Consider the following 22,426-nt stretch of genomic DNA (forward strand, 5'->3'; position numbering starts at 1 on the left):
TATTCAGAAATTTTCATTGATAAGGTGGAAGTAATAAAGGTCATATTTTTAAAAATTCCTGAATGGGGAGTGATGAAAACGCTTTGGTAGATATTATCTACGTGGTACAAATGGGACAAGTGGGAAAGCCTTATTAATACTGGTGTAAAAGCGTTCCACTATCAAAATCGATAGTGGAACGGGTGGGACAATTAAAACTCGTCAGACCAGACTTTCTCAGTAAAAACATAACATCTAGGAATGCCAACCCCTTTAATTCTTCGTTTTTGAGATGCTTTACCGTCATTACCAGGAACTATCCAGCCTGCATTAATAAGCACTTTATTCACCATTTTAGGCTCAAATCCTTGGCAAATCTCCTTTCTGTAGACTTCTGATAAAACCATAAAGATACGATAACCCTGCTTATCCGTTTGAAAAAATCCGGCTCGGTTATAAAGGCGCTCACTGTTGGGATGATTTTCGCTTTCAAAACGACTTGCTCCTTCTTTTTCAAAGAACGCACGAACTTGCGATAATATGGCTCTATCTTCTCGATTACCATGCTCTCCAAAGTCTTCTAGCCAGGTGTTAAAGCACTTTTCTGCTGCTTGACATGCTGTACCTTGTTTCCATCCAGTCAGCTCATAATGAGTCGCTAATTCACCAGCCATGGCAACTAAAGCAAAGCGTCTGGCCACTCGTTGAATTTGACCCGAATGTTCGGGTTTAGTGACCTTATTTACAAATTGCTGGATTTTGTTGGTGAGTAGGGGGATCAGTTCAGCGCGATGATTCACAACTTTATGGAGCCATGCTATACCAACAGCCCCATAATATTGACTGGCAGCTTCTTTTAATGCGAGTGACATGGAGGCTGGGTTTATATGGTTATGTAACTGCTCAAATAAACCCATTTCTGCACCTGCATCCGCTTCAATATCAGCCAAACGAATTTCCTGACCCGCATTACATCGTTGTCCGGCTTTTGCCATTAAGGATGTTAACGATTCCTCGCCAGCAGATAAAAAGAGTAAAGACCAACGCATGGATTGTCTTGCTGTACCACAACGAGAGGCTCGTGTTTTACCTTGGCCATTGGCAAGCAGATAGGCACATTCACCAGCTTCTTTAGGATCCATCTGGCTCAACTCATCTAGAATTAATAAACCATCATTATGAAGTGCTGCTAATCCCTCTAAACCGTTCGCGGTACTTCGCCACAAACGAATATAACTCTCTGGCTTACCCCAAACAGATGCAGCTACTTTTAAAGCCGTTGTTTTGCCAGAAGAAGAGGCTCCTCTGAAATGAAAGCCACCAGAGTCTTCACCAACAAGATTAGCTAGGCTTGGGGCAAATGCTGTGGAAATAGCAAATATTAAGCGAGAATTACCTTCAGCTAATTGTCCAATGGAATTTTGCCAATCCTCAACAGTACCCGAATCAGATAGGGCGGGTTCGAGACTATTCGCATTTTGAAAAACAATTTGGTCACTCGACTGCCCGATGGTTTCATTAGCTGTAACAAATACATCTTGATACCAGCCCAGTTTATCAACACAACGAGCACGTTCCTCAACAGGAGATACTTGTATATAAGATGCTAACAAATCACGAGCTGTTTTACTGGGTGAAATAGTCAATCCCAATCGTGCCAACTCTCGCCTTACATCACTGGAATCCCCTTGTAATAAAGCCAAAGGCATAGCCCATTGATGTTTCACTCCATCATCATCGACCCATTCTAGCAATCGACCCCATTCACCACTATGAGCATCACGAGTTTTAGCAACTACATACAAAGAAGAGCAAATCCATCGAGGAGGCAGCTCATTATTGTCTTTATCTTTACCGATGAAAATCACCCCATCGAAGGTTAATTGAAATAGTCCACCTGCGTAGTGAAAGGATTTAATGCGTTTAGACTGTCTAAAGTCAACGTGATATATTTGATCCGTATTCATTTTTTATCTCCAGCAACATTCAGAGGAAGGTGTTCCAGCACCTTCCCTCATTCAAATAAGACTTAAGCCAAAGCTCTAAACTGCGTTTTGAAGGAAGTTATGAGTGCATTGATGTTGGAGATAATTGAGAATATCTAATTTACGATAGCGAACGGTCCGACCAATTTTAATATAAGGCACACCCTGGCCAGCCCAACGGTTTCGTTCGAGTAATTGTGCGGAGCAATCTAGAACTGCAGCAAGGGTATTTTGATTAAATAGGGTAGAGTCGGGAGCTGATTCGAATTCATTGATGAGTTGTAAGCGTGATACATTTTTTCTAGACATAGTAATACCTCGTCATTAAAAGAATTTTCAATCGGCAATAAAAATGCCGCCAAAGAGGCTTTTTCCATAAATCCAATTTGAAATTCCAGTAAACTGGTACTTTCTATCCAAAAATCCATATAGCTTTATAGCCATTTTCATAAAGCTATTTAAAACAACGAATGGATTATTACGTGTTTTGAAAATTAAAGTCAACAATTGAAAACAAATTCAAAGAAAGTGTAACTAGAGTTAACAAATATGAGTTATTTGTCCCACGTGTACCATGGGAGATTTTGAGGGTGGTACGCTTATAGCTCAGTAATATCAAGGCATCCCTTTTAGTTCCACTTGTACCACTAAAAATCATTAATGTTGCTCTCATTATAGGGTAAATGGAGTATAATTTTGATATGAAACATCATCAGAAATTAATCCTAATCCTCAGGATAGTGAGAAACCCAATGATCTAACCATTGAAGCTATAGAGGAGCTGGAAAGTGTGGGGGAAAGAAATATTCATCTTTTAAATCAATGATTGAAGATTTGGAAGATGATGCTTAAGATAGTTCGTTCAACTCAAGTAGATTTTGGTCGGTCAATTAGATAGTGTCAAATGTACTTTGAGTGTTTCCACCAAAAATTCTTTGATGCATTTTATAGAGATAATTGTCCGTCATGCCACTGATATAATCAGCGATAACCCTTTTTTGGTCAGCTTCCTGGGTCTGCTTGCTATATTTTTGAAATACTTCTGTCGGTAATAACATTTCAGGATTAACATCAATTGCATCAAATAGCTGCATAATTAGTACCTTTCCTCCATGAATAATTGACTTTACGTGTTGAGTTTTAATTAAATTATTGCTTACAAGTAGTTTTAGATTTTTTATAAATGCTTCGACAGTCTCATTTTCAAACTTTACAAAATATCTAAATATCGGTTCACTGAAATTACTATTTTCTTCAATACAAGTATGAATTATTGCTTCGTGAATTAATGTCCCTATAACTTTTTTTCTGGCTTTTAAATCATCTGAAAGAAGAAGTGTTGGATAATTACTCCAATTTTGAATGAAGTTTTGATTTTCAAAGAAATTAACTAATTCATCCATACTAATTTGTCGAAAGAAAATAGCATCTTCTAAATCATGAATACTGTAAGAAATATCATCAGCAATATTCATAACACTGCAATCAAATGTTTTATATTTTGTTTTTTTATGATCTGGTTTTGGGGCTGGAAAAGATCTTTGAAACTCTATTCTTTCAGTGTCAGTAATATAACTTAATAGATTCAGGACTGTTGGGTTGTCACTATCATAATAACACTTTGGAGGATTCCATCTTGAGTTATCTATTAGATATTCCGTAATCTCTTTTTGATCGGAGCTTCTTCGATCTAGATTAGGATATGTTTTTACATTAACCAATGCACTGTAGGTTGCAGGATACTTTAATACTCCCAATAAAGTTCTATAAGTAAGATTTAAAGAATCTACTTTATTAATTAGTCTTAAAGTTTGAGCGTTTCCCTCAAATCCTCCATAGTTTCTCATTTTATAATTTAGTGCTTGCTCTCCTCCATGACCATATGGTGGGTGTCCAATGTCATGAAGTAATCCAATTGTATCGAGTAAAGTGTCTATATCTTCATTTTTCTGAGAATTTAAGAAAATAAGCTTATCTTCAAGATTTTTTTTCTTATCTTGTTGTAATCGATATAATAGATTATTAAAAATGCTTTTTGCTATAGAGGCGACTTCTATGGAATGAGTTAATCTATTTCTATGAAAGTCAGAATCTTTGCCGCTAACAATTTGAATTTTACCTTGAAGCCGGCGAAAAGAATAAGAATGAACAACTTTACATTTATCTTTTTCAAATGGAGTTCTGTGATCTAAGTTTTTTTCTGTTTCCAGTTCAAACCTGAATGTGTGCCAATTGATACTCTTCATGATTTACCATCCCTGATTAAATGAAATTATAGCACATGAAGTTTTTTCCTTATTTTTTGGTTCATTTAACTCAATGAATTGATTATCCCGAAGAAAAGAATTTTCTAAGGGCGCAATATACATTGCTTTGCAATGTTGAAATTTCATACAACAAATGTAACTTCTGTAAGAAATTGTTTGGGATTATAGCTTTTTAAATCTGAAGGAGAGATTATCAAAAATATGGGGCTAATATTATTGATAAATTTATGGAGTAACTTTTTATATTATTGCATGCATTGTTGTCTAATTAGTTTTTGTTTTAAAAATTTACCTATAATTAATTTTAAAACGAGAAGCGTTTTATTAAGGGTTACAAAATGGAAGTCTTTGAATTGTCAGAAATGGAAATCGTTGTAGGAATCGCCTCCCCGTTAGGAACAAATAGGGAAAACTTCATTGAAGAGTTAGAGAGAGAATTTAAAAGAAAAGGATACTGTGTTAAAAAAATATCCTTGACAAAAGATACTTTTGAAATCGATTGCAAGAATTCGGAATCATTTAAATATTATCTTAAAATGCAGCTATGTAATAATATAAGAAGCCAAGTAACGAAAGGATTTTTTGCTTTCTTGGCGTGCTTATATATCTCAAAATATCGTAAATTATTCAAAAAGGAACAAATAAAAAGGGTATATATTATTGATCAGATTAAAAACGTGACCGAGTATGAAATATTAAGTCATGTTTATGGTTTGAATTATATACAAGTATCTTTATTTTCGAATGAAATTGAAAGAGATAGGGAATTAAAGATAAAGTTCTCAAAAGATATATATCGAATTACAGAACTCCCCCCTATAAATATTGATCCACAAAATAAATACTCTGAAATATTTACCGCGAATTTTAAAAAAATAATTAACAAGCTAACGGAAGAAATCATAGATAACTACAACTTAGAGGTTTTACCTGATGTAACTCATAATCTTATGAGAAAAGATTTTGAAGATTTTTATTTAACAAATGAATCGAATAAAAAATCTGGGCAGCAAATAGCGAAATTATTTCATAAGTCTCACTATTACTTTAATCTCGATTTGCCTAAAGTAAATATTAAATTGGAGTTAAAAAAGTTTATAAAGCAAATACTAGGTGAATATGATGAATATCCTTCGCAAGATGAGTTTGGAATGAACCTTGCCTACCAGGTAAGTGTAAGATCAAACTTTCCTGGTGATCGCCATGTTGGTGCTGCAATTATTTCTACCCAAGGAGAAGTATTATCAGTCGCTTCAATTAGAGCTCCAAGTAAGTCCTCAAATACAAATTTGAGCGATCAACTAAAAGTTACTGATGGATATAATATATATAAAAAGAAAATAGAAAATTGGACTAAGCAACTAAAAGAAGCTACCAATAATGAGTATAAGGATATAATTAAGTTTTTAGAAGATACACTCGATTTCCATCCTTGTACACATGCAGAAATAGCGGCAATCATTGATGCAGCTAAAATTGGGGTATCTGTCAAAGGTTCCGTCCTTTATTCTACTACATTCCCCTGTCATCTATGTGCTAAAGAAATTATTAATTCAGGGATAAGTAGAGTGGTATATCTTGAAGCTTATCCTAAAAGTAAAAATCAGGAGCTGTATCCAAATTCATTAGACATTAATCCTAAAAATAGAACGGAGTTAATACCATTTGATTTTTATCATGGTATAGGACCTAAACGATTTATCTATGCATACTCATTAAAAAATAAGTCTAATGAGGATTATTACCCACCTCTGATGAGATATGAAAACCCTAAATATTATGTAGAAAAGGAAAAAGATGTAATTGAATATGTTAAGTTGAGATTAAATAAATCCACAGATTTTGGAAAATTAGGTTTTTTAAAAAAACTTATTGATGAATAGCGTCAAACTATATGCTGCAAAAGGGTGATGATCTTGGAACTCTTATTAAGGAACGGCAACGAATGAGAGATTACCCTGCTGAGAAAACTGATAAGCAAATTACAGCTTCATCAAAATAACTGTTAACGGATAAGAACATTAATATCAAATCAGAAATTGTCCTGCTGCCCCACATTGAGCATCAAAATGGGGACAACTTTAACCCAATGCCGACAGAGGGAGTTCCCCCAGTCCCTTTTGTCCTCCTGAATTTTTTATAAGTGCAAACTGCTACATTGAAATAGGGGGAATCGATTAAATTTTCCGGCTGCTAACAGCGGGGTACGCTCGTTGAATTTTGGTTAAGTGATTAAATGTAATGAGCAATTTTAAGCTCTTTAAAATGATCGGATAATGTTTGTTTATTCAATAAATTAGCAAGAAACTCTTCAGCTTTTATTTTCATCTCCTTATCTGAATCGCGTCCGAAGGCATGTTCTAATACCGCTTTTCTAAACTCAGTTAGGAAAGCATAGGTTTCCTTACCGAAAAGAAAGTAACTTTTTCTATAAAAAGAGTCTAATTTTTGGCTTAAAAGTCTCCAATTTACTTTTTCGCCATCTTTGCTTTCATCATGAAAACAACAATATAATATTTCATCACACTCCTTGAATATGGCAAATCTTTCTTCAAACAAACTTTTTTGATAATTTGTTTGATCTAGTTTTAATTTGAGTAAACTGAAAATTGCGCCAATGATACCTAAAATAGTTGCTCCTGAAGGTGTACTTTTTAAATATGTACAGTATGAAAGATAAAAAATGAATGGTAGAAGACAAATCCAATGCCATTTTTTATATTTGAGCCATTTATAGATTGAGGGGTAATATTTATTTAAGAAAGTAACACTGCTTTGGTAAGGCGTACTTTTTTTACACTCATTGATAAATGAATATATTTTGTTCATGTTTTCCAACAAGGTTCTCCTGGCGAGTGTTCTGACTCAGAAAATGACTAAATGCCTTTAATTTAGGCTTTGGTCTTTGGGACAATACCAGAACTGTATAAATTGTAAATATTAAGTTAACAGTTCTATTTATTAAGGAGAGGAAGCTTTTCTTCTATGACTCGAGGGATCACGTTTTGCTTAATATTTTCTTGTAGAATCCAATCAGGCGGAGTTTGATTTTCAATACGTACTAAAATGCAATAATGAATCAACTCAATTTGGAAAGCACTGCGTTCCAAATTGAAATAAGTCTAGGTTAATCTGCATCCCGAATTAAATTGATAATTAACTGAATCATAATATCCTTTTGAGATGGATCGCTCTGCGCAACCAACAAAGCAATAGCAACCAAGGCATTATCATTGATTTTAACATCACCATTATGTTTCAGATGGTGATGATTAAGCTGCAAAAACCATATAAACATAAATGCCCCAATCCGTTTATTTCCGTCTGAGAATGGATGGTTTTTAATAATAAAATACAACAAATGCGCGGCTTGTTCTTCAATACTGGGATATAAGTACTCACCACCAAAACTTTGAATGATATTACCTAAAATTCCTTCAAAGCTGTTATCTTTGGGGCGTCCAAATAACTCAGTAGCTTGTTGTTCTACTATTAGCTTCTTCTTCAAATTTTCTATGGCTTTTATTGCTATTTGATATTCAATGACATAAGTTACATGGGTATTTAATTCGCCTTTAGGAAAATTACCTGTATCGTATTGGTTCAATAAAACAAAAGAATGGGTGTAATTCGTTAAAACAGATAAAAGGCCACTAGCCTCAGATTCCTTTAACGATTCCGTTTGAACTTGTTGGAATAATCTCAATGTTTTTTCTAATTTTTTTATTTGCTGTGTTTGTTTCTGTAAACGGTTTCGATCAAGGGTATAACCTTGAATTAAATATTCTTTGAGAACATTGGTTGCCCATATTCTAAATTGAGTAGCCTGTTTTGAATTAACCCTATAACCAACAGCTATTATTGCATCAAGATTATAAAACTTTGTTTTATATCGCTTACCATCCTCTGCAGTACGTTCCAAAATGGAACATACTGAACTTTCATCTAGTTCATGGTTATCAAAAATATTTTTAAGATGCTTCGTGATGGCGGGTCTTTGTGTACCAAATAGCTCACTAAGTTGATTTTGGGTCAACCATACTGATTCATTTTGTAAAACTACCTCCGTTCTTGGAGCACCATTTTCAGTTTGATAGATTAGGATTGGATTACTCATAATACTCCATTATAAATTGTGTTTTCCGAATCTTGTGGATCAGGTATTTTTGATGATTTTATTACATTCATGCATTTTAAAATATAATCATTAATAAGCTGCATAGGTTTTCTTAATCGCTCAACATCAACAATAATATATCCAGCAGTCACATCATTACTCATCTTATGGTTCATTAAACGCTTTAAAGCATAAGCAGGAATATCCAGACTTTCTGCAATGGTAATGAATGTTCGTCTCAAATCATGTACTGTGAAATGAACCCCCGAATTTTTTGTCACATGTGCCATTTGCTTGCGTGGTTCAATGATGTGGCCTGCTGCTCCTGGCCCCGGGAAAACATAGTCGTTAATTGTTTTTGCCTTTCTAGCGATCAGCAAATCATAAAGAAAATCAGAAAGGGGAAGGGTATGGGATTCATTGTTTTTGGTTTTACTAATAGTAAATGTTTCCGCTTTTAAGTCGATGTCAGACCATTTTAATGTAGCTGCTTCTTGTCGGCGTAGTCCTGTCAGTAAGATGAGCAGCAAATAATCACGTAATGTTTCATTTTGGATTTGTTGTAATCCTGTATACCATGCGGCGAGCTCATGAGATTTTATATAAGTTTTTCGTCGTTCAATACGATACCAGGCTCGTGTTTGGGATAGGCGTTTTACTGGGTTATCTAAGAAAAGAGAATGACCACTATTATCTTCGTATTGTCCAGCAGCAAAATTGAATAAGGCACGGAGTATTCTCATGGCCAAATTGGCATAGGCTTCACCGCGTTCTTGGCCTAGTTTTTCATGATATTTGGCAATGCGATCTCGGGTAATGGATAACATCGGTTTGCTTTTCCAGCTGGTGAAGGCTTTATCTAATATATGTTTGTAGTTATCTAGCGTTTTGGGTTTTAAGTTCTTTCTGGTTTTAATGTAGTCTTTAAAAACTTGATTAAGGGTTATATCTTGAATTTCTGCTGCCCTTTTCTCAGCAACCGGATCAATACCCATAGCGATTTGCCCTAAAAGATGCAGGGCTTTGTTCTTTGCCATTTCAGCGGTTAGCTCTGGGTAATGCCCTAAAGTAATTCGGCAGCGTTTTTTATTGATGAACTTTTCAACAAAAAATGCTTTTGCTCCTCCCGAAGTCACACGTATGCCAAATCCCTTTAGGTTGTCATCGTAATATCTTTTTTGCGCTGTTTTTCCTGCTTCCGTTGCTTGAGGAAGAGGGAGGTTTTCTATGTTTGTTTTGTTTATTTTCATAGTCGATTCTTATGTTCTGTTTTTTCTGTGTCGCAACTGTGTCGCACAATTGTTTAAAATTAATTAATAGAACTTATAACGTAATAGTGCTGTAACATCAAGTAAATAAAAGGAAATTAAAAGAATTTAAAAAAGTGTCTAATTGGCTAAAACACATAATTCACTAATTCGTAATCAGAAGGTCCGCAGTTCGATTCTGCGCAGCGGCATTGTAAAATCAATAAGTTAAGAATGTCTTTTGAGGGCGAGTTTTAACTCCAAATGCGACAATCATTTTTAAATTGCTGTATAAACAGTTCATTGGGCGTTTTATAGCCGATACCCTTCCTAGGGCACCGGTTCATTTTGGCTGCTATTACATCAAGTTCCTCTTGTGTTATTAGGTTAATTTTAGCATTTTTTGGTAAGTATTTTCTTAATCGACCATTCATATTTTCATTACTTCCTTTCTGCCATGGTGAATGTGCTTCGCAATAATAAACCTCACACTTCATATGCTCTTCAAGATATTGGTGCTCAGCAAACTCAGAGCTCTGATCAAACGTAATTGTTTTCAGCATTTTTTTAGGTAATCCTTCAAACTTCGTAGTGATCTTTTCCATAACAACCCTGGAGTGTTTACTCTTATTTTTTATGAGGAAAACCATTCTGCTAAGAGTTTTCTATCAACGATTATGTGAGGCAGGAAAAGCTTAAATGACCGCTTTAATCGCTTGTATGCGTAAATTACTCATCATTATGAATGTTCTGATTAAGAAAAAACAATATTGGACTTTTGAACAGACGCAACTGTCTTGAAAATTTTTTTCAAGACAGTTGCTACTTGATGTGAAGTGTTCACTGATTTGAACCATGCCGATTTGATATACTTCTCCAAATGCTCCATCGTGGTTGATGATCAGTACTGGGCCGAATTAATATCCATTGATTGTACATTTTTTTCTGGAATCCATCATTTTTCTTGAGTGTAAGCCAATAATTTAAAAAATTTAATAATTGAGGTGAGTTACGCTGTACCATATACGCAATGAGAAATGGTGCAGGAACGCCTGAAGGCACAACAGAAACATAATCAGGATGTGCCAAGACCCACACTTGAGTTTGAGCTTGGCTCCACAAAATGGCATCAATCAGATTCTGCTCGAAGGCTTGTGCAGGCGCGTTACCGCTTATATTTGGCAAGATCACAATACGCGCGTTAGGAAAGTTTTTTTGAATTAATGGAATTAAAACGGGATCATTAAATACACCGATCCTTAATTTTTCCATATTTTTTATCTGATCTGCAGTTTGAAATTGATTTTGCTTATCTTTAGGTACAATTAAAGAAACTGGACTATGAAAATACGGTCGTGTGAACATGCTGCTTGTCAATCGTTGTTCAGTTGCGTAAATGGCCGACATGGCAATATCAAACTTATTGGCTGTCAGGTCGCGAACTAAATATTGCCAAGTAAAAGGGATAAATTCGAGGCGAGAGTTCAATGCCTTGGCAAGTGCATAAGCATAGGCGATATCATAGCCGACTAATTGATTTTGTTTGTTGTAAAAAGCAAAAGGACGCATATCCGCATTAAATCCCACTCGTAATACGCCGGTTCTTTGTATACGAAATAAAGCGTCTTCTATACTTTCTTTCGATGAGATATTTTTTTCATCAAAAGATGGCATGATGGTTGCCTGAGTATTAGCAACAAGTGTTCTGCTTAATGAAAATGAATTCAATCGCGTATAATTTTTTTCTCCCGGGTTGGGAAATACGCTTTTTAAAGCAAAGGTAAGCATGAAGAGTAACGCATAAGCGACGATGAAATGACCAGCTATTTTTTTATAGTTTATTCTTGCATATCCAAAGAACACGAAAGTACCAATGATAGAAATAAAGGCAAAACCCATGACAGACAATAACACTTGTCCATAGCGAATAAGTGGCAATAAGCTCATATAAAGATTAACTGTATCGATAGGCAAGCTCACCCAATTAGCAAGAAAAGCAACAGAGTTAATAGAACTCGATGGTGATCCAATTGATGAGAGATATGAAACAACAGGCAGAAAGATATATTGCAAGTTATTAATTGGCGAATTGAAATAGAGTGAGGCAAACAAGATGAAAAGATATACAAAGAAATTGCCTAATTGTGCGAGAGGATAATTGATCAGTAAGATTGTTTTAATGATATCTTTGTTTTCTTTCGTATCGACCTCATATTTTTTATGAGCAATAAACTTTTCTGTAGTTTTTTGTATATAGGGTAATGCAACGACAGATAATGTCGTGATGGCAGATATAATAAGTGCATCTCGAAGTTCAGGCAGGATTTCTTTATATCGAATATTAGTAAAAGAAGAAATCGTGATGGGGATGATCCAGAAAATAAGCAATAAAATACCAATAAGAAATAAAATCAAAAATATGCTGAGATCATATAATTGGTTGAATTTTATTGTTCCAGAAATATAAGCCAATAAGGCAAAGGTAGCAATAGGAGCGAACTTAACCAGCCGATTCCAAAATAATAGGCAGGTGTCGCTTATTGTTTCCAATACACTAAACAGGGTTGATTTATTTGGTATGAGCTGAAGTATGAATCCAAATAAGATACAAAAAATTACAACAGCCGGAATATAGTTATTTGTTAAATCATAAAATAGATTTTCTGGCAGTAGAAAATCTAAAATTCCCGATTGTTGAGGAACGTTTGTTTGTTCGTAGGTTGATAATGTGGTCCCTAATGGTATTGCTTGGGCTAATATAATCAATGTGCCATAGGTAAGTAACAATAATAAAAAATAGACCCATATCTTTTTTAATAGCTTGATTGAAAGCGAGGGCGATAAATCTCCAAGGCTGACTAACAGTGTGGACATAATATAAGGGAACACAACGGTTTCCATTAACATTGTATAAATTCTACCTATGGGTTCAAAAATGACTGCCTTATCTCCGATCAGCAATCCTGTCAGAACACCAACAATAACCGCTATGATTACTTGTAGAGGTAGAGAGATAGAAAAAAGTTTTTTAAAAATCATTATGATCTAATCCTTGGTGTTATTTGTCCTTTCTCACCAAGTTATTTTAATGATTTAAATCACAGAATGCATGCAATAAATATTTTATTAACCCGCAAGTTATAGCGTCTTCCAGTGAGCTAGGGAATAGTTTCTAACCAAGGCGAAAAAAATCAACTAAAACAAGTAGCAACTGTCTTGAATTAAAAATCAAGACAGTTGCATTTATTCGAAAATCCAACATTGTTTTTTCCTAATCATGGTATTCATTATAATGAGTAATTTTCTCATACAAGCAATCAAAGCTGTCATTTTGGAGTTTCCAGCAAGACATAATCTATTATAGAAAGTCTTTATTTGATGGGTATGTTTTATAGCGACTAGAGTAGGCATATAAAGCGCCGTTCTTATAGAAGCTCCACCACCTCAGATGGTTCGTTTACCTTTTAAAGTCCCGCTGTCTCGATTAAATGGCGCTAAACCGGCTAAAGCAGCAATTTGCTTTGGTGTTAATGTCCCCAATATTATTGGCGACCATTTTCTGTTGCTGCTCATTATAAACAACGTTAGGTTTTGGCTCTATTTTATCTGTCTTAGCTAATCTTCCTGAAGCTTTAGCGAAATCCCTTATTTGTCGTGGATTTACAACACAGATCTTTAGATTGGCTTTGCTCAGCTCCTGGCTTAGAGGGGCTCATATCCACCCGTCGATTCTATAACAATCAATGCATCCGAAAATAGTTGTTGTATTTTACTAAGTAACTTCTGAATGCCGCACATATCATTTGTAAATTGCATATACTTTTTGTTTGGAAGGATAAATATATCTAAAGTTGTTTTGGAGGCATCAATACCGATATAGATTTTTTCTTCTTGAAGCATGATAATAGAGCCTAAATAACTGGATTAAGAGATAATAGATAGGTTTATATTTTATTGCCTACATAAACTTTTAGTTTAACTGTATAATAAAAAATAAACTAATTTCCATTTGATGAATAATATAATTCAATATCCAATTTGGTTCTCCCTGCGGTCCAAATTGGAGACATAATGAAAGGTTATGCTATTTTTGTAGGCTGAATATCAATAACATCAGCAGATTTAGAGACTCCCATACACTTCAAAACATAATCAGTAACAAGCTGCATGGGTTTTCTTAATCGTTCAACATCAACAATAATGTATCCTGCGGTCACATCATTACTCATCTTATGGTTCATTAAACGCTTTAAAGCATAAGCAGGGATATCCAGACTTTCTGCAATGGTAATGAATGTTCGTCTCAAATCATGTATTGTGAAATGAACACCCGAATTTTTTGTCACATGTGCCATTTGTTTGCGTGGTTCAATAATATGGCCTGCGGCTCCTGGTCCTGGGAAAACATAGTCGTTCATTGCTTTTGTCTTTCTAGCGATCAACAAATCATAAAGGGGAAGGGTATGGGCTTCATTGTTTTTTGTTTTATTAATAGTAAATGTTTTCGCTTTTAAGTCGATGTCAGACCATTTTAATGTAGTACCCTTGCTGGATATTGCAAATTTCTTTGTAATTTCATACCCTTGAGGACATTTATAGTTGCCAGAATCTTCAAGGATGTACAAATGATACTAAGAATAATCGCCACTTTAGTTTTGCTCTTTGCGTTCTCCAGTTTGAGTTGGAGTATAGAAAAGAAAGGCTTAATAAACATTCCTGGATTATATCTTGGACTATCCGTAATTAAAGATACTGCATCTTATAATTTTGAGCGAATCGAATCCAGCAATGCCCTACCTTTCCTCGATTTTGATCATTTTGACTGGCATGGTTCAGGTTATGGAGGTGAACTTTTTTTGGGGTATGGGAAGAGATTTATAAATAATTTTTATCTTGCTTTAGAAGGCTTTTATAACGCCAGCTCCAATGAGGGGAATATTGAATTCACTGATTCCAATGCACTTTACACTCGAGCCCTTCATGGAACATTTCGCCAAAGATGGCAATACGGTATTGCAGCACGGCCAGGATTTTATTTTAATGAACACTCCCTATTATATGGCCGTATAGGATATTTGATAAGTAATATACAACTAAGTGGGGGCATCACCCAAACTGGAGTATTAGGTAATTTTTCCGGAAAATTTTCCTCAGATAAAGATTGCCAGGGCCTACAATTGGGTTTGGGAATGGAAATAGCAGTGAACTCCAAACTCAATGCCCGAATCGAATGGGTATGGAACACCCTGCAAGATTTTGCTAATCAATCATTGATCAAAGACTCAAATTTAAACCCATATACCACGTTTAGAACAGCATCTAATGTGACATTGGAGCAAATTAAAATAGGCTTAAGATGGTAATCAAAATTAGGAACGCTGTGAATAGTTCGAATCATCCTTTGGTAACTCTCAAATCATATGAATATGTTCAGGTAAAATTACATAACCTCAGCTCGACATAAGTATTCCCAAATTTTTCTCAAGTGCATGGATTTTTAGGGAAGGTTTTCTCGTTTTGAGCATATAAGCTGCTAACCATGATAAGAGGTTAATAACAAAATTATCAGGCTTATGATGTCTCGTGTGTTCAATTTGGCAAATTGATTTTAATTGTTCAATAACTGTTTCGACAATGCTGCGTTGTCCAAGGAAATATTTTTCAAAAGGTGAGAGCATTTTGGATTTCATATTTCTGCGTACCTTTGTAGCTTTTCTATCGCTTTATTATCTTAGAATTAACAACATAGTGTGCCCCCATCTGCTTGGCTTCGGCTTCTTTATCAGGAAAACGCCGTTACTTCGCATCCCCATTTATTGAGAAACTGTAACGCCATATGGCCAAGTCCTCCAATACCGATCACTCCTTCACGGTGAGTGGGACGAACATCAGATGAAGTGTCGTATTTTTGTTTTGAAAAGTGTCGTATTTTTGCTATAATCATGTTATAAGAAACTATCGGAAAACAGAGCCATGTCACGCGTATCACTTAGAAGTAGAATTGAGAAAAAGATCGGCCGATCTAAACGGCAGGTTTTTTTACGCTCTGATTTTGAAAAATTAAGTGATTATGATCAAGTGGGCAGAGCATTAAAAGAATTATCCAGAGAAGGAAAGTTGCTCAAAATAGGTTATGGTTTGTATGCAAAAGCTAGAATAAATAGAATTACTGGCAAACCTATGCTTGCTGCTGAAGGAGGGTTTACAGCCATCTCTAGAGAAGCATTAACTCGACTTGGTGTAAAGTGGCAATACTCCAATGCAACGAAATCTTATCTCACGAACTCTACACAAATACCCGCAAATGCTGAGTTTGTCGTAAAAAGCAGGTTTAACCGTAAAATAGGAACAGATAAATTTACCCTAAAGGTTGTTAGCCCTTAATGGAAGAAATAGACCCTACGATTTTTGCAGATGTTGCTGATGCTCTTGGTATAGAAGAACCAGTTCTCGTAGAAAAGGACTACTATGCTATTCAATTATTAAAGTTGCTTCATTCTATCAATGATCCTGGATATTCAATTGTTTTTGCAGGTGGGACTTGCTTATCCAAGGCTCACATAGAAATATTTCGTATGTCTGAAGATGTGGATATCAAGTTAATACCATCCTCGGATGTTCAAAACGAAACGAGAGGACAGCAACGAAAATTACGTGGTTATCTTCATCAGAAACTTTATGCATTGTTAGATGCGCGCACAATATTTGAGTTGAGTGAAAAAAGAAAGCGCGATGAGGGCAAATATTTACAATTCCATGTGAAATATCCTCGTTTTCATCCTACCATAAGTGCCATTCGTCCTGAGACCAGTTAGAAATAACGGAATCATCCCTTCTTGATACAACCATTAAAGCACCAATTTCTTCAATGTATTCGAAGATACTTAAATTACCTCCAGAAATTCCTCAATGTGATTGCGCATCTATCGAACTTACAGCAAGTGAAAAACTAGTGGCTTTACTCAGAAGAACCGCGTCTTATGAAAGAAATCCTTCAAGAAATGAAGATGATACATTGGTTCGACATATTTACGATCTCCATCTCATAAATCAATCTAATGCAGATAAGAACAAAATAAGTAAATTAGTCAAGGAAGTCATTGAAATAGATATTAAAGAGTTTGGTAACCAGCACCCTCAATTTAGAGATGATCCTTACAAAGAACTCCTATATGGTTTTGAACGGATTCAAGAACAGGAGAAGTTCAAAGTGAGATATCAAAACTTTATTGGTCCTTTAGTATACAATAAAAATCCTGCTAGCTGGGAAGAATCCATGAAATCACTGAGTGAGATTATTACGAGTTTAATAAAAATATAGATATGCTCTACATAATGTTCTACTAGTACCATTGCAAATTTTGAACGTGGAACGCTGATAGCTCAGTAAAATCAAGTTGTCCTCTTAGTTCCACTTGTACCACTCAAAATTATTAATATGTTGTTCAAATGTTTTTGTCATTTGTTTGAAGGGGACAATTTCTCTTCTCAGCAATTTGGAACGCGCTGCGTGCCAAATTTAATAATCCGGTTGTCTCCCATAAATCTCCAATATTAGATGAAGTATCCGGAAGTTCCGGAATGTTCATTTAATTTAATTAAAATTTCAAATTAATGCAGTTCAGAATTTAACTTTTTATAAATTGCTATTTAGTGGTCAAGGATTACTTGACTACTGAGCTCTCCTGTACGACCCAATAGAGATTTTGAATTGAAATCCATATTCGATTTTCAATAATTTTCTAAGGGCGCAATATACATTGCTTTGCAATGTTAAACTTTTGGAATCAAATTTAATATTTAAAATGGTAATCTCCCACATTACAAACTAATGCAAAAAACCATTTAATTAATTCACTAAACTTATAAAGAAATTAATGTTGAGTAATAAAATCATGATTTATTAATCATTGATGTGCTATATTATGATTAATAAAAGATGAGGTTATTAATCATGAAATGGAATTGGCAGCTTGATAATTGGCCTAATTTTACTTGGGACTCAGATAAATTAGTTGTGTTTGAACAGTCTTTTACTGAGAGTGCTGGGATTATTATTGGTTCCTCACAACATATTTCTCAAGAAGGTAAGCAAAATTTATTTATCGATTTAATGTGTACTGATGCTTTGGATAGCTCTGAAATTGAAGGGGAGCATTTAAACAGAGATAGCGTACAATCTTCTATAAAAAAAGAGTTAGGGTTGTCTACAGAAATTCCTAGAGCGAGCATGGCAGAGCATGGGATCGCTAAAATGATGGTTAATTTATATCAAACGATTCCTAGTCCACTAACACATCAGGTTTTATTTGAATGGCATCAATTTTTAATGGGTAATAGCCATCATTTGGAACATATTGGGCAATATCGTAAGCATGAAGAAGCAATGCAAATTGTTTCTGGGCCTGATTATGATCGAAAAATACATTTTGAAGCGCCTCCCTCATCATCTGTTCCAGCCGAAATGGATCAGTTTATTGATTGGTTTGAACGTAGTTCTCTCACCGGTTCAATTCCTTTACCCACATTGACCCGAGCAGGAATAGCTCATTTATGGTTTGAGAGTATCCATCCTTTTGAAGATGGAAATGGAAGAATAGGGCGAGCTATAGCAGAAAAAGCCTTATCGCAAGGATTTTCAAAACCAGTAATGACGGTATTGGCTAAAATATTATTAAAAAAGAGAAAGGAATATTATCAACAATTAGGTTTGGCAAGTAAAACCTTAGACCTAACATCTTGGCTGATATGGTTTGCTAACATCGCTCTAGAAGCGCAACAAAGTACTTATTTGTATATTGATTTTATTATTAAGAAGGCTGTTATTTTAAGGGAAGCGGAAGGGAAAATTAATCCAAGGCAAGAAAAGGCTTTATTGAGATTATTTCATGCGGGGCCTGATGGATTCGTAGGTGGTTTAAGTGCTAAAAATTATATGAGTATAACAGGCGCACCGATCGCTACAACAACCAGGGATCTAAACGACTTAGTTAAAAAAAATATTCTCAAACGAACTGGCGAACTTAAAGCAACTCGTTATTTTTTAAATCTCGATAAGACTTAAATGGAATGATTTGAGATTTGGTACGCAGTGTGTACCAAATTTAAGTGTCTAGCAGTGAATTCCAAAATAGAACTTACTGGAACGTGTAATTTGGCCGGATGCCAATAATATCAGCAGATTTAATAACACCCATACACTTTAAAAACGTTTGTACTCTGTCTTCATTAGTTGTATTAAAATAAACCGCATCTTCTCCATGCGGCGTATCATTAACCATAAAAACTTGAGTATGTCCAACAACGCCAACTTGAGGTAGCACTTTAACGAGTAAATTGGCTGTTTCTTCATTTTTAACACACAGCATAATCAAGGTATTAAAATTTCCCTCAGATACATCTGACTTAGCTTTGGAGCCAAGTGCAACTTCCATATCCTGGATAGTCTGAGCATAAGCGGTCACTTGAAACCCAGCACCTCCAGCTTTATTAAGAATCTTCACAAAAGAATCCTGGCGCTTGCACTATTAAATGATTTTAATTAGTATCAATCAATAATACGAATCGTGTTGTTGATAACCCATTGTAAATACGTACTTTTTAGAGTCAATGGGGTATTTCCGTTTGATAGCAAATGAACCTAAATGAACTTGAAAAAAATTATTGGCAGTAGGATTACACAGGCTAGAAAGGCAAATGGGTTGACGATTAAAATCCTAGCTGAAAGGACGGGATTAGGGGCTGCTAGGATTGGGAATTGGGAGCAGGGAACTCGAAGTCCTGGACCAGAGGAAGTTATAGTTCTATCTAAAGAAACCCTATCGCTTAGTGCATTATATTAAAGGGCTCCCAACCCATAATGAACTAGATACTTGGTTTTTACATTTGAGAATAGCAAGCGGAGGTCGGGCCCTTGGCCCGACAATCAATCTTTATCCTTAATATGCTTATAAATAAGGAAAAAATGTTGGGTGATGCGCCCAACCTACGCTTGCTAACATTATATGGATTTAATTGATGTTCAATATGATTCGGAGCTAAATACTCAAAATCTGACAAAGAATCAAAGGTGAGCTAATCTATAATAATCACCATGTACTATTTATATTCACTATGGGCAAGATTATTATAATAGGTGAATCTCATCTTGATTCTATTGCTGAGCTTGTTACCTTACATCTGATGTCTCATTCAAATGTGAAAATATCTGCATTAGGATTAGAACTTCCAGACAATTTAACAACAATCGATGAAACAATACATAGTTTAGAAAAAATTGTTGAAGAGTATTCTGCCATTCTTCAAAAGGTTAGTTTGGACAAACACTCCCCGCTGTTAAATGAGCAATTATCTACGGTCGAGTTTATGATTCAACAAGTGTATCAATTGCAACTCAAGCTTGAGATGTTAAGACAGCTTAAGAATTTCACGTTTAATTTTTATGCTATTGATAAAGTTTTGCAGAAACTGCCTGAACAAGACCTTCAAGCCGTAATGACTGATCCCGAGCGAGATGAGACTATGGCAGCTCATATTGTGGATATGGCTCACAATAATGAAGATATTTCTGTCGTTATTGTGGGGCAAGCTCACCTGGAAAAGCTACTTCCTATACTAAACCAACGGCTCACACAAGAAGTTTTATGTGTCCATTGCTTTAGTAGCATGAGCTATGGAGACAGAGTGCTCACGGAGTTACTTGATAAAGCCCCACCTACGCAAACATCCTGGAAAGATGAAGAAGGAATCTATCATTTAGATTGTAGAAATAAATCGATCGAAGAAATAACCGATGAACTTTTGACGATAAGTGACACGCAAAACTTATCCCCGCCGCCAGTATCCTCCAAAAAAATGATTAGTGGTGAGGGTGCACTTGAGATTGAGAGTGGGCAATTATTAAATTCTTTATTTGATATTTTAAGGCACAAGCCCAGCTATACATTTACCCCCGAGTTTTACAATAATTTTTTATTGGAAGATTATTATGAAGCGATTTCAAGGGACCAGCCTTCTAAAATACCAGGAAATCTACAGGAATTTATTGATTACCTTGAAATAAAGCATAGTCCTGCTGATCCCCGGCTATATCACTTGTATCGCTTATTGGCTTTAAAACAATTAGGTCTTACTGAGGATCCGCTTTTCAAAGAATCATTAAATATTCTGGAACGTCTCTTGAATCAGCAAAAAGTACCTCGCCTTGGTGAAGCGTTGGATCAGGCGACTGTACTGGCACAACAAATGGTTAAAATTATAATTCTCTGTAAAAAGGGAGAGGAAACAAAAGACTCAGCTGTTAAAAAAATTAATCAGTTATTAGATAATTATAAAGAATTGATTGAGAATTACATGGATGAAGGAATCACAAAGGAGGAGGAGCAAATATTGTCAGAGCAAATGGGAAAAATTACTCAACTAAAACAGTTCTTGCCCATGATAATGCAAAATGTAACCAAGTTAAATTCTCTGCAATTAGAAATGGTGCAGAACGTACTCTCACCACCACAACATTCTTTTGCTGACGAGGACTCCCATGATAGTTATTATGAGGCTATTACATACTTCAGCCAGGGAATGCTTGCCCTCCACCAACTCTCTTCACAACCCCTCTCAAGTGACTCTAATCGATTTATTATTGAACATTTAACGAAGGCGGGAGAGTTAGGATTTGCCCAAGCTTATGTTGAACTGGGGCATTTCTACAAAAAAGAGGGGGATTTTACAAAAGCATTTAATAATTATCTCAAAGCAGCAGCTCAGGGTTCCAAAGCAGGATATGCCAATATTTCTTTATTATTGGCTGAGTATCAACATGAAAAACCTTTGGCTTTCTTTATGTCCTCTGCGTTGCAATTTCTTGCTGCACGAAGCCAAAAGGTGAACAATAATTATAATCTGGATTTCCAAGATCTTGAGTTTATTGATGAAAGACAACAAATTGTCGCTAATCAATTAAGTACAAAAATAAAAAACAGTGTATTTCGTTCCTCTTTGGAGCCAGAGAAGGAAAAAAGCCATTTTTCTTTACTTTCTGCCTTACATAACCCTTCACGCTCGAACCAATTTTTTAGGCAGCCACCTTATCCGACGAAACTACTTGATGATTTTGAAGCAGGATTGGACTTTTTTCTAGGGCAAGCATGTCAAAATTTATATAGAAAAGACAATGGAGAGTTTTTATGTGAGGAATATGCTTCCATCGCGACAAGCTGGTTGAATATCCTTGATAAATATGAAAATCCACACGAGAGGATGATTGCTGTAGCAATGTATTTCACCGAGTATTGTAAAAATTCCCCTCTAGACGGTAGCGATCCAGTATTGAAATTCATCAATTTAGCTGTCGAAACATTCAATAATGCCATGACTTCAGAAAGGACCCAGTTAGCTTCTGAAAGCATTGAAAACCTAAAATCAGGCAGGAAAATAGCTGAATTAGATCTGACCTCAAAAAATTCTACTAAAAACGAGGTGCTAATGTAGGGGTTTTACAGCAAGCCCGTATTAGGCGCAGCCGTAATACGGGGATTATTGGCTCATTAATCATGTCAATTGGATAAAGACTTTAGTTAACATTTAGCAAGCGTAGGTCGGGCTCTTGGCCCGACAATCAATCTCCTTATCCTTAATATGCTTATGATAAGGAAAAAAGGTTGGGCGATGCGCCCAACCTACGCTTGCTGTATGGTATTAATTTACATGAACGCAAGCTATAATTTTTTTAAGGTGACCGGTTTATTTCATCCCACTTCTGAGTTGTTTGTAATAATTTGGAAGGTATTCCTGTAAATCATTTAGATGATTAAAAACGAGTGCAAAAAAGGTTCA

General features: G+C 35.4%; 15 protein-coding genes and 6 pseudogenes. 9 read left to right on the top strand and 12 right to left on the bottom strand.

Translation table 11 applies throughout. The annotated features are described in order from the left end of the window. Positions 1-191: 191 nt before the first annotated feature. From LXO92_RS08065 to LXO92_RS08075, 3 genes are all read right to left on the bottom strand, one after another. Positions 192-1,946 (bottom strand): DUF927 domain-containing protein, encoded by a 1,755-nt coding sequence (locus LXO92_RS08065; protein WP_232890744.1) that lies wholly within the window; start codon positions 1,944-1,946, stop codon positions 192-194. Positions 1,947-2,021: 75 nt separating this feature from the next. Then, entirely contained in the window at positions 2,022-2,273 is a 252-nt protein-coding gene (locus tag LXO92_RS08070; RefSeq protein ID WP_232890745.1) for a DNA-binding protein, read from the bottom strand. A gap of 581 nt (positions 2,274-2,854) precedes the next feature. Further along, complete coding sequence (locus LXO92_RS08075; protein ID WP_232890746.1) at positions 2,855-4,210, bottom strand: anti-phage deoxyguanosine triphosphatase; 1,356 nt, start codon at positions 4,208-4,210, stop codon at positions 2,855-2,857. Between the two features lie 359 nt (positions 4,211-4,569). On the opposite strand from LXO92_RS08075, the gene LXO92_RS08080 reads away from it, so the two are divergent. After that, complete coding sequence (locus tag LXO92_RS08080; RefSeq protein ID WP_232890747.1) at positions 4,570-6,114, top strand: deaminase; 1,545 nt, start codon at positions 4,570-4,572, stop codon at positions 6,112-6,114. A gap of 349 nt (positions 6,115-6,463) precedes the next feature. On the opposite strand, the gene LXO92_RS08085 is transcribed toward LXO92_RS08080, so the two are convergent. The 4 genes and pseudogenes from LXO92_RS08085 to LXO92_RS08100 all read right to left on the bottom strand — a co-directional run. Then, positions 6,464-7,060 (bottom strand): hypothetical protein, encoded by a 597-nt coding sequence (locus tag LXO92_RS08085; protein ID WP_233291526.1) that lies wholly within the window; start codon positions 7,058-7,060, stop codon positions 6,464-6,466. 298 nt (positions 7,061-7,358) lie between these two features. Next, entirely contained in the window at positions 7,359-8,348 is a 990-nt protein-coding gene (locus LXO92_RS08090; RefSeq protein ID WP_232890749.1) for a virulence RhuM family protein/type II toxin-antitoxin system death-on-curing family toxin, read from the bottom strand. Continuing rightward, a complete protein-coding gene (locus LXO92_RS08095; RefSeq protein WP_232890750.1) occupies positions 8,345-9,598 on the bottom strand; it encodes a tyrosine-type recombinase/integrase in 1,254 nt (417 codons plus the stop codon). The genes LXO92_RS08090 and LXO92_RS08095 overlap by 4 nt, the downstream gene beginning before the upstream one ends. A gap of 251 nt (positions 9,599-9,849) precedes the next feature. After that, a pseudogene (locus LXO92_RS08100) lies at positions 9,850-10,251 on the bottom strand (IS30 family transposase); the annotation flags it as partial. Here LXO92_RS08100 and LXO92_RS17275 point away from each other — a divergent pair. Further along, positions 10,250-10,396, top strand: a pseudogene (locus LXO92_RS17275) (IS110 family transposase); the annotation flags it as partial. The pseudogenes LXO92_RS08100 and LXO92_RS17275 sit on opposite strands and share 2 nt — an antisense overlap. A 39-nt stretch (positions 10,397-10,435) precedes the next feature. On the opposite strand, the gene LXO92_RS08105 reads toward LXO92_RS17275, so the two are convergent. The 3 genes and pseudogenes from LXO92_RS08105 to LXO92_RS08115 all read right to left on the bottom strand — a co-directional run. Next, complete coding sequence (locus LXO92_RS08105) at positions 10,436-12,634, bottom strand: cation:dicarboxylate symporter family transporter (RefSeq protein WP_232890752.1); 2,199 nt, start codon at positions 12,632-12,634, stop codon at positions 10,436-10,438. Between the two features lie 204 nt (positions 12,635-12,838). Then, positions 12,839-13,495 (bottom strand): annotated as a pseudogene (locus LXO92_RS17280) (IS110 family transposase). A gap of 179 nt (positions 13,496-13,674) precedes the next feature. Then, a pseudogene (locus LXO92_RS08115) lies at positions 13,675-14,142 on the bottom strand (tyrosine-type recombinase/integrase); the annotation flags it as partial. Between the two features lie 78 nt (positions 14,143-14,220). On the opposite strand from LXO92_RS08115, the gene LXO92_RS08120 reads away from it, so the two are divergent. Continuing rightward, on the top strand, positions 14,221-14,958 hold the full coding sequence (locus LXO92_RS08120; protein ID WP_232890754.1) for an outer membrane protein: 738 nt from the start codon (positions 14,221-14,223) through the stop codon (positions 14,956-14,958). A gap of 87 nt (positions 14,959-15,045) precedes the next feature. On the opposite strand, the pseudogene LXO92_RS08125 reads toward LXO92_RS08120, so the two are convergent. Continuing rightward, positions 15,046-15,303, bottom strand: a pseudogene (locus LXO92_RS08125) (transposase); the annotation flags it as partial. A 265-nt stretch (positions 15,304-15,568) separates the two neighbouring features. On the opposite strand from LXO92_RS08125, the gene LXO92_RS08135 reads away from it, so the two are divergent. From LXO92_RS08135 to LXO92_RS08145, 4 genes are all read left to right on the top strand, one after another. Beyond that, the gene (locus LXO92_RS08135) at positions 15,569-15,979 is read left to right on the top strand and encodes a DUF6088 family protein (protein ID WP_182352161.1); all 411 of its coding nucleotides are present in this window, start codon (positions 15,569-15,571) and stop codon (positions 15,977-15,979) included. After that, complete coding sequence (locus tag LXO92_RS17140) at positions 15,979-16,410, top strand: nucleotidyl transferase AbiEii/AbiGii toxin family protein (RefSeq protein ID WP_182352162.1); 432 nt, start codon at positions 15,979-15,981, stop codon at positions 16,408-16,410. The genes LXO92_RS08135 and LXO92_RS17140 overlap by 1 nt, the downstream gene beginning before the upstream one ends. 53 nt (positions 16,411-16,463) lie before the next feature. After that, positions 16,464-16,916: a nucleotidyl transferase AbiEii/AbiGii toxin family protein gene (locus LXO92_RS17145; protein ID WP_255666627.1), complete on the top strand. Its 453-nt coding sequence runs from the start codon at positions 16,464-16,466 to the stop codon at positions 16,914-16,916. A 633-nt stretch (positions 16,917-17,549) separates the two neighbouring features. Next, positions 17,550-18,659, top strand: a complete 1,110-nt coding sequence (locus LXO92_RS08145; protein ID WP_182352163.1) for a Fic family protein — start codon at positions 17,550-17,552, stop codon at positions 18,657-18,659. A 73-nt stretch (positions 18,660-18,732) separates the two neighbouring features. Here LXO92_RS08145 and LXO92_RS08150 read toward each other — a convergent pair. After that, a pseudogene (locus tag LXO92_RS08150) lies at positions 18,733-19,110 on the bottom strand (TraM recognition domain-containing protein); the annotation flags it as partial. A 129-nt stretch (positions 19,111-19,239) separates the two neighbouring features. Between LXO92_RS08150 and LXO92_RS08155 the strand changes: the two are divergent. Together LXO92_RS08155 and LXO92_RS08160 are read left to right on the top strand one after the other, a co-directional pair. Further along, positions 19,240-19,437, top strand: coding sequence for a helix-turn-helix domain-containing protein (locus LXO92_RS08155; protein WP_182352164.1), 198 nt, complete (start codon positions 19,240-19,242; stop codon positions 19,435-19,437). Between the two features lie 271 nt (positions 19,438-19,708). Beyond that, a complete protein-coding gene (locus tag LXO92_RS08160; RefSeq protein WP_232890756.1) occupies positions 19,709-22,081 on the top strand; it encodes an SEL1-like repeat protein in 2,373 nt (790 codons plus the stop codon). Positions 22,082-22,426: the final 345 nt, after the last annotated feature.

Origin of the sequence: Legionella resiliens (assembly GCF_021344005.1) — a bacterium.
Lineage (GTDB): Bacteria > Pseudomonadota > Gammaproteobacteria > Legionellales > Legionellaceae > Legionella > Legionella resiliens.

Bases quoted from the DNA above. Each gene is read 5' to 3' on its own strand.
- LXO92_RS08145 (WP_182352163.1), top strand. From the start codon at position 17,550: ATGAAATGGAATTGGCAGCTTGATAATTGGCCTAATTTTACTTGGGAC.
- LXO92_RS08095 (WP_232890750.1), bottom strand. From the start codon at position 9,598: ATGAAAATAAACAAAACAAACATAGAAAACCTCCCTCTTCCTCAAGCA.
- LXO92_RS08155 (WP_182352164.1), top strand. From the start codon at position 19,240: ATGAACTTGAAAAAAATTATTGGCAGTAGGATTACACAGGCTAGAAAG.
- LXO92_RS08105 (WP_232890752.1), bottom strand. From the start codon at position 12,634: ATGATTTTTAAAAAACTTTTTTCTATCTCTCTACCTCTACAAGTAATC.
- LXO92_RS08135 (WP_182352161.1), top strand. From the start codon at position 15,569: ATGTCACGCGTATCACTTAGAAGTAGAATTGAGAAAAAGATCGGCCGA.
- LXO92_RS08160 (WP_232890756.1), top strand. From the start codon at position 19,709: ATGGGCAAGATTATTATAATAGGTGAATCTCATCTTGATTCTATTGCT.
- LXO92_RS08120 (WP_232890754.1), top strand. From the start codon at position 14,221: ATGATACTAAGAATAATCGCCACTTTAGTTTTGCTCTTTGCGTTCTCC.
- LXO92_RS08085 (WP_233291526.1), bottom strand. From the start codon at position 7,060: ATGAACAAAATATATTCATTTATCAATGAGTGTAAAAAAAGTACGCCT.
- LXO92_RS08080 (WP_232890747.1), top strand. From the start codon at position 4,570: ATGGAAGTCTTTGAATTGTCAGAAATGGAAATCGTTGTAGGAATCGCC.
- LXO92_RS08065 (WP_232890744.1), bottom strand. From the start codon at position 1,946: ATGAATACGGATCAAATATATCACGTTGACTTTAGACAGTCTAAACGC.
- LXO92_RS08090 (WP_232890749.1), bottom strand. From the start codon at position 8,348: ATGAGTAATCCAATCCTAATCTATCAAACTGAAAATGGTGCTCCAAGA.
- LXO92_RS17145 (WP_255666627.1), top strand. From the start codon at position 16,464: ATGTATTCGAAGATACTTAAATTACCTCCAGAAATTCCTCAATGTGAT.
- LXO92_RS17140 (WP_182352162.1), top strand. From the start codon at position 15,979: ATGGAAGAAATAGACCCTACGATTTTTGCAGATGTTGCTGATGCTCTT.
- LXO92_RS08070 (WP_232890745.1), bottom strand. From the start codon at position 2,273: ATGTCTAGAAAAAATGTATCACGCTTACAACTCATCAATGAATTCGAA.
- LXO92_RS08075 (WP_232890746.1), bottom strand. From the start codon at position 4,210: ATGAAGAGTATCAATTGGCACACATTCAGGTTTGAACTGGAAACAGAA.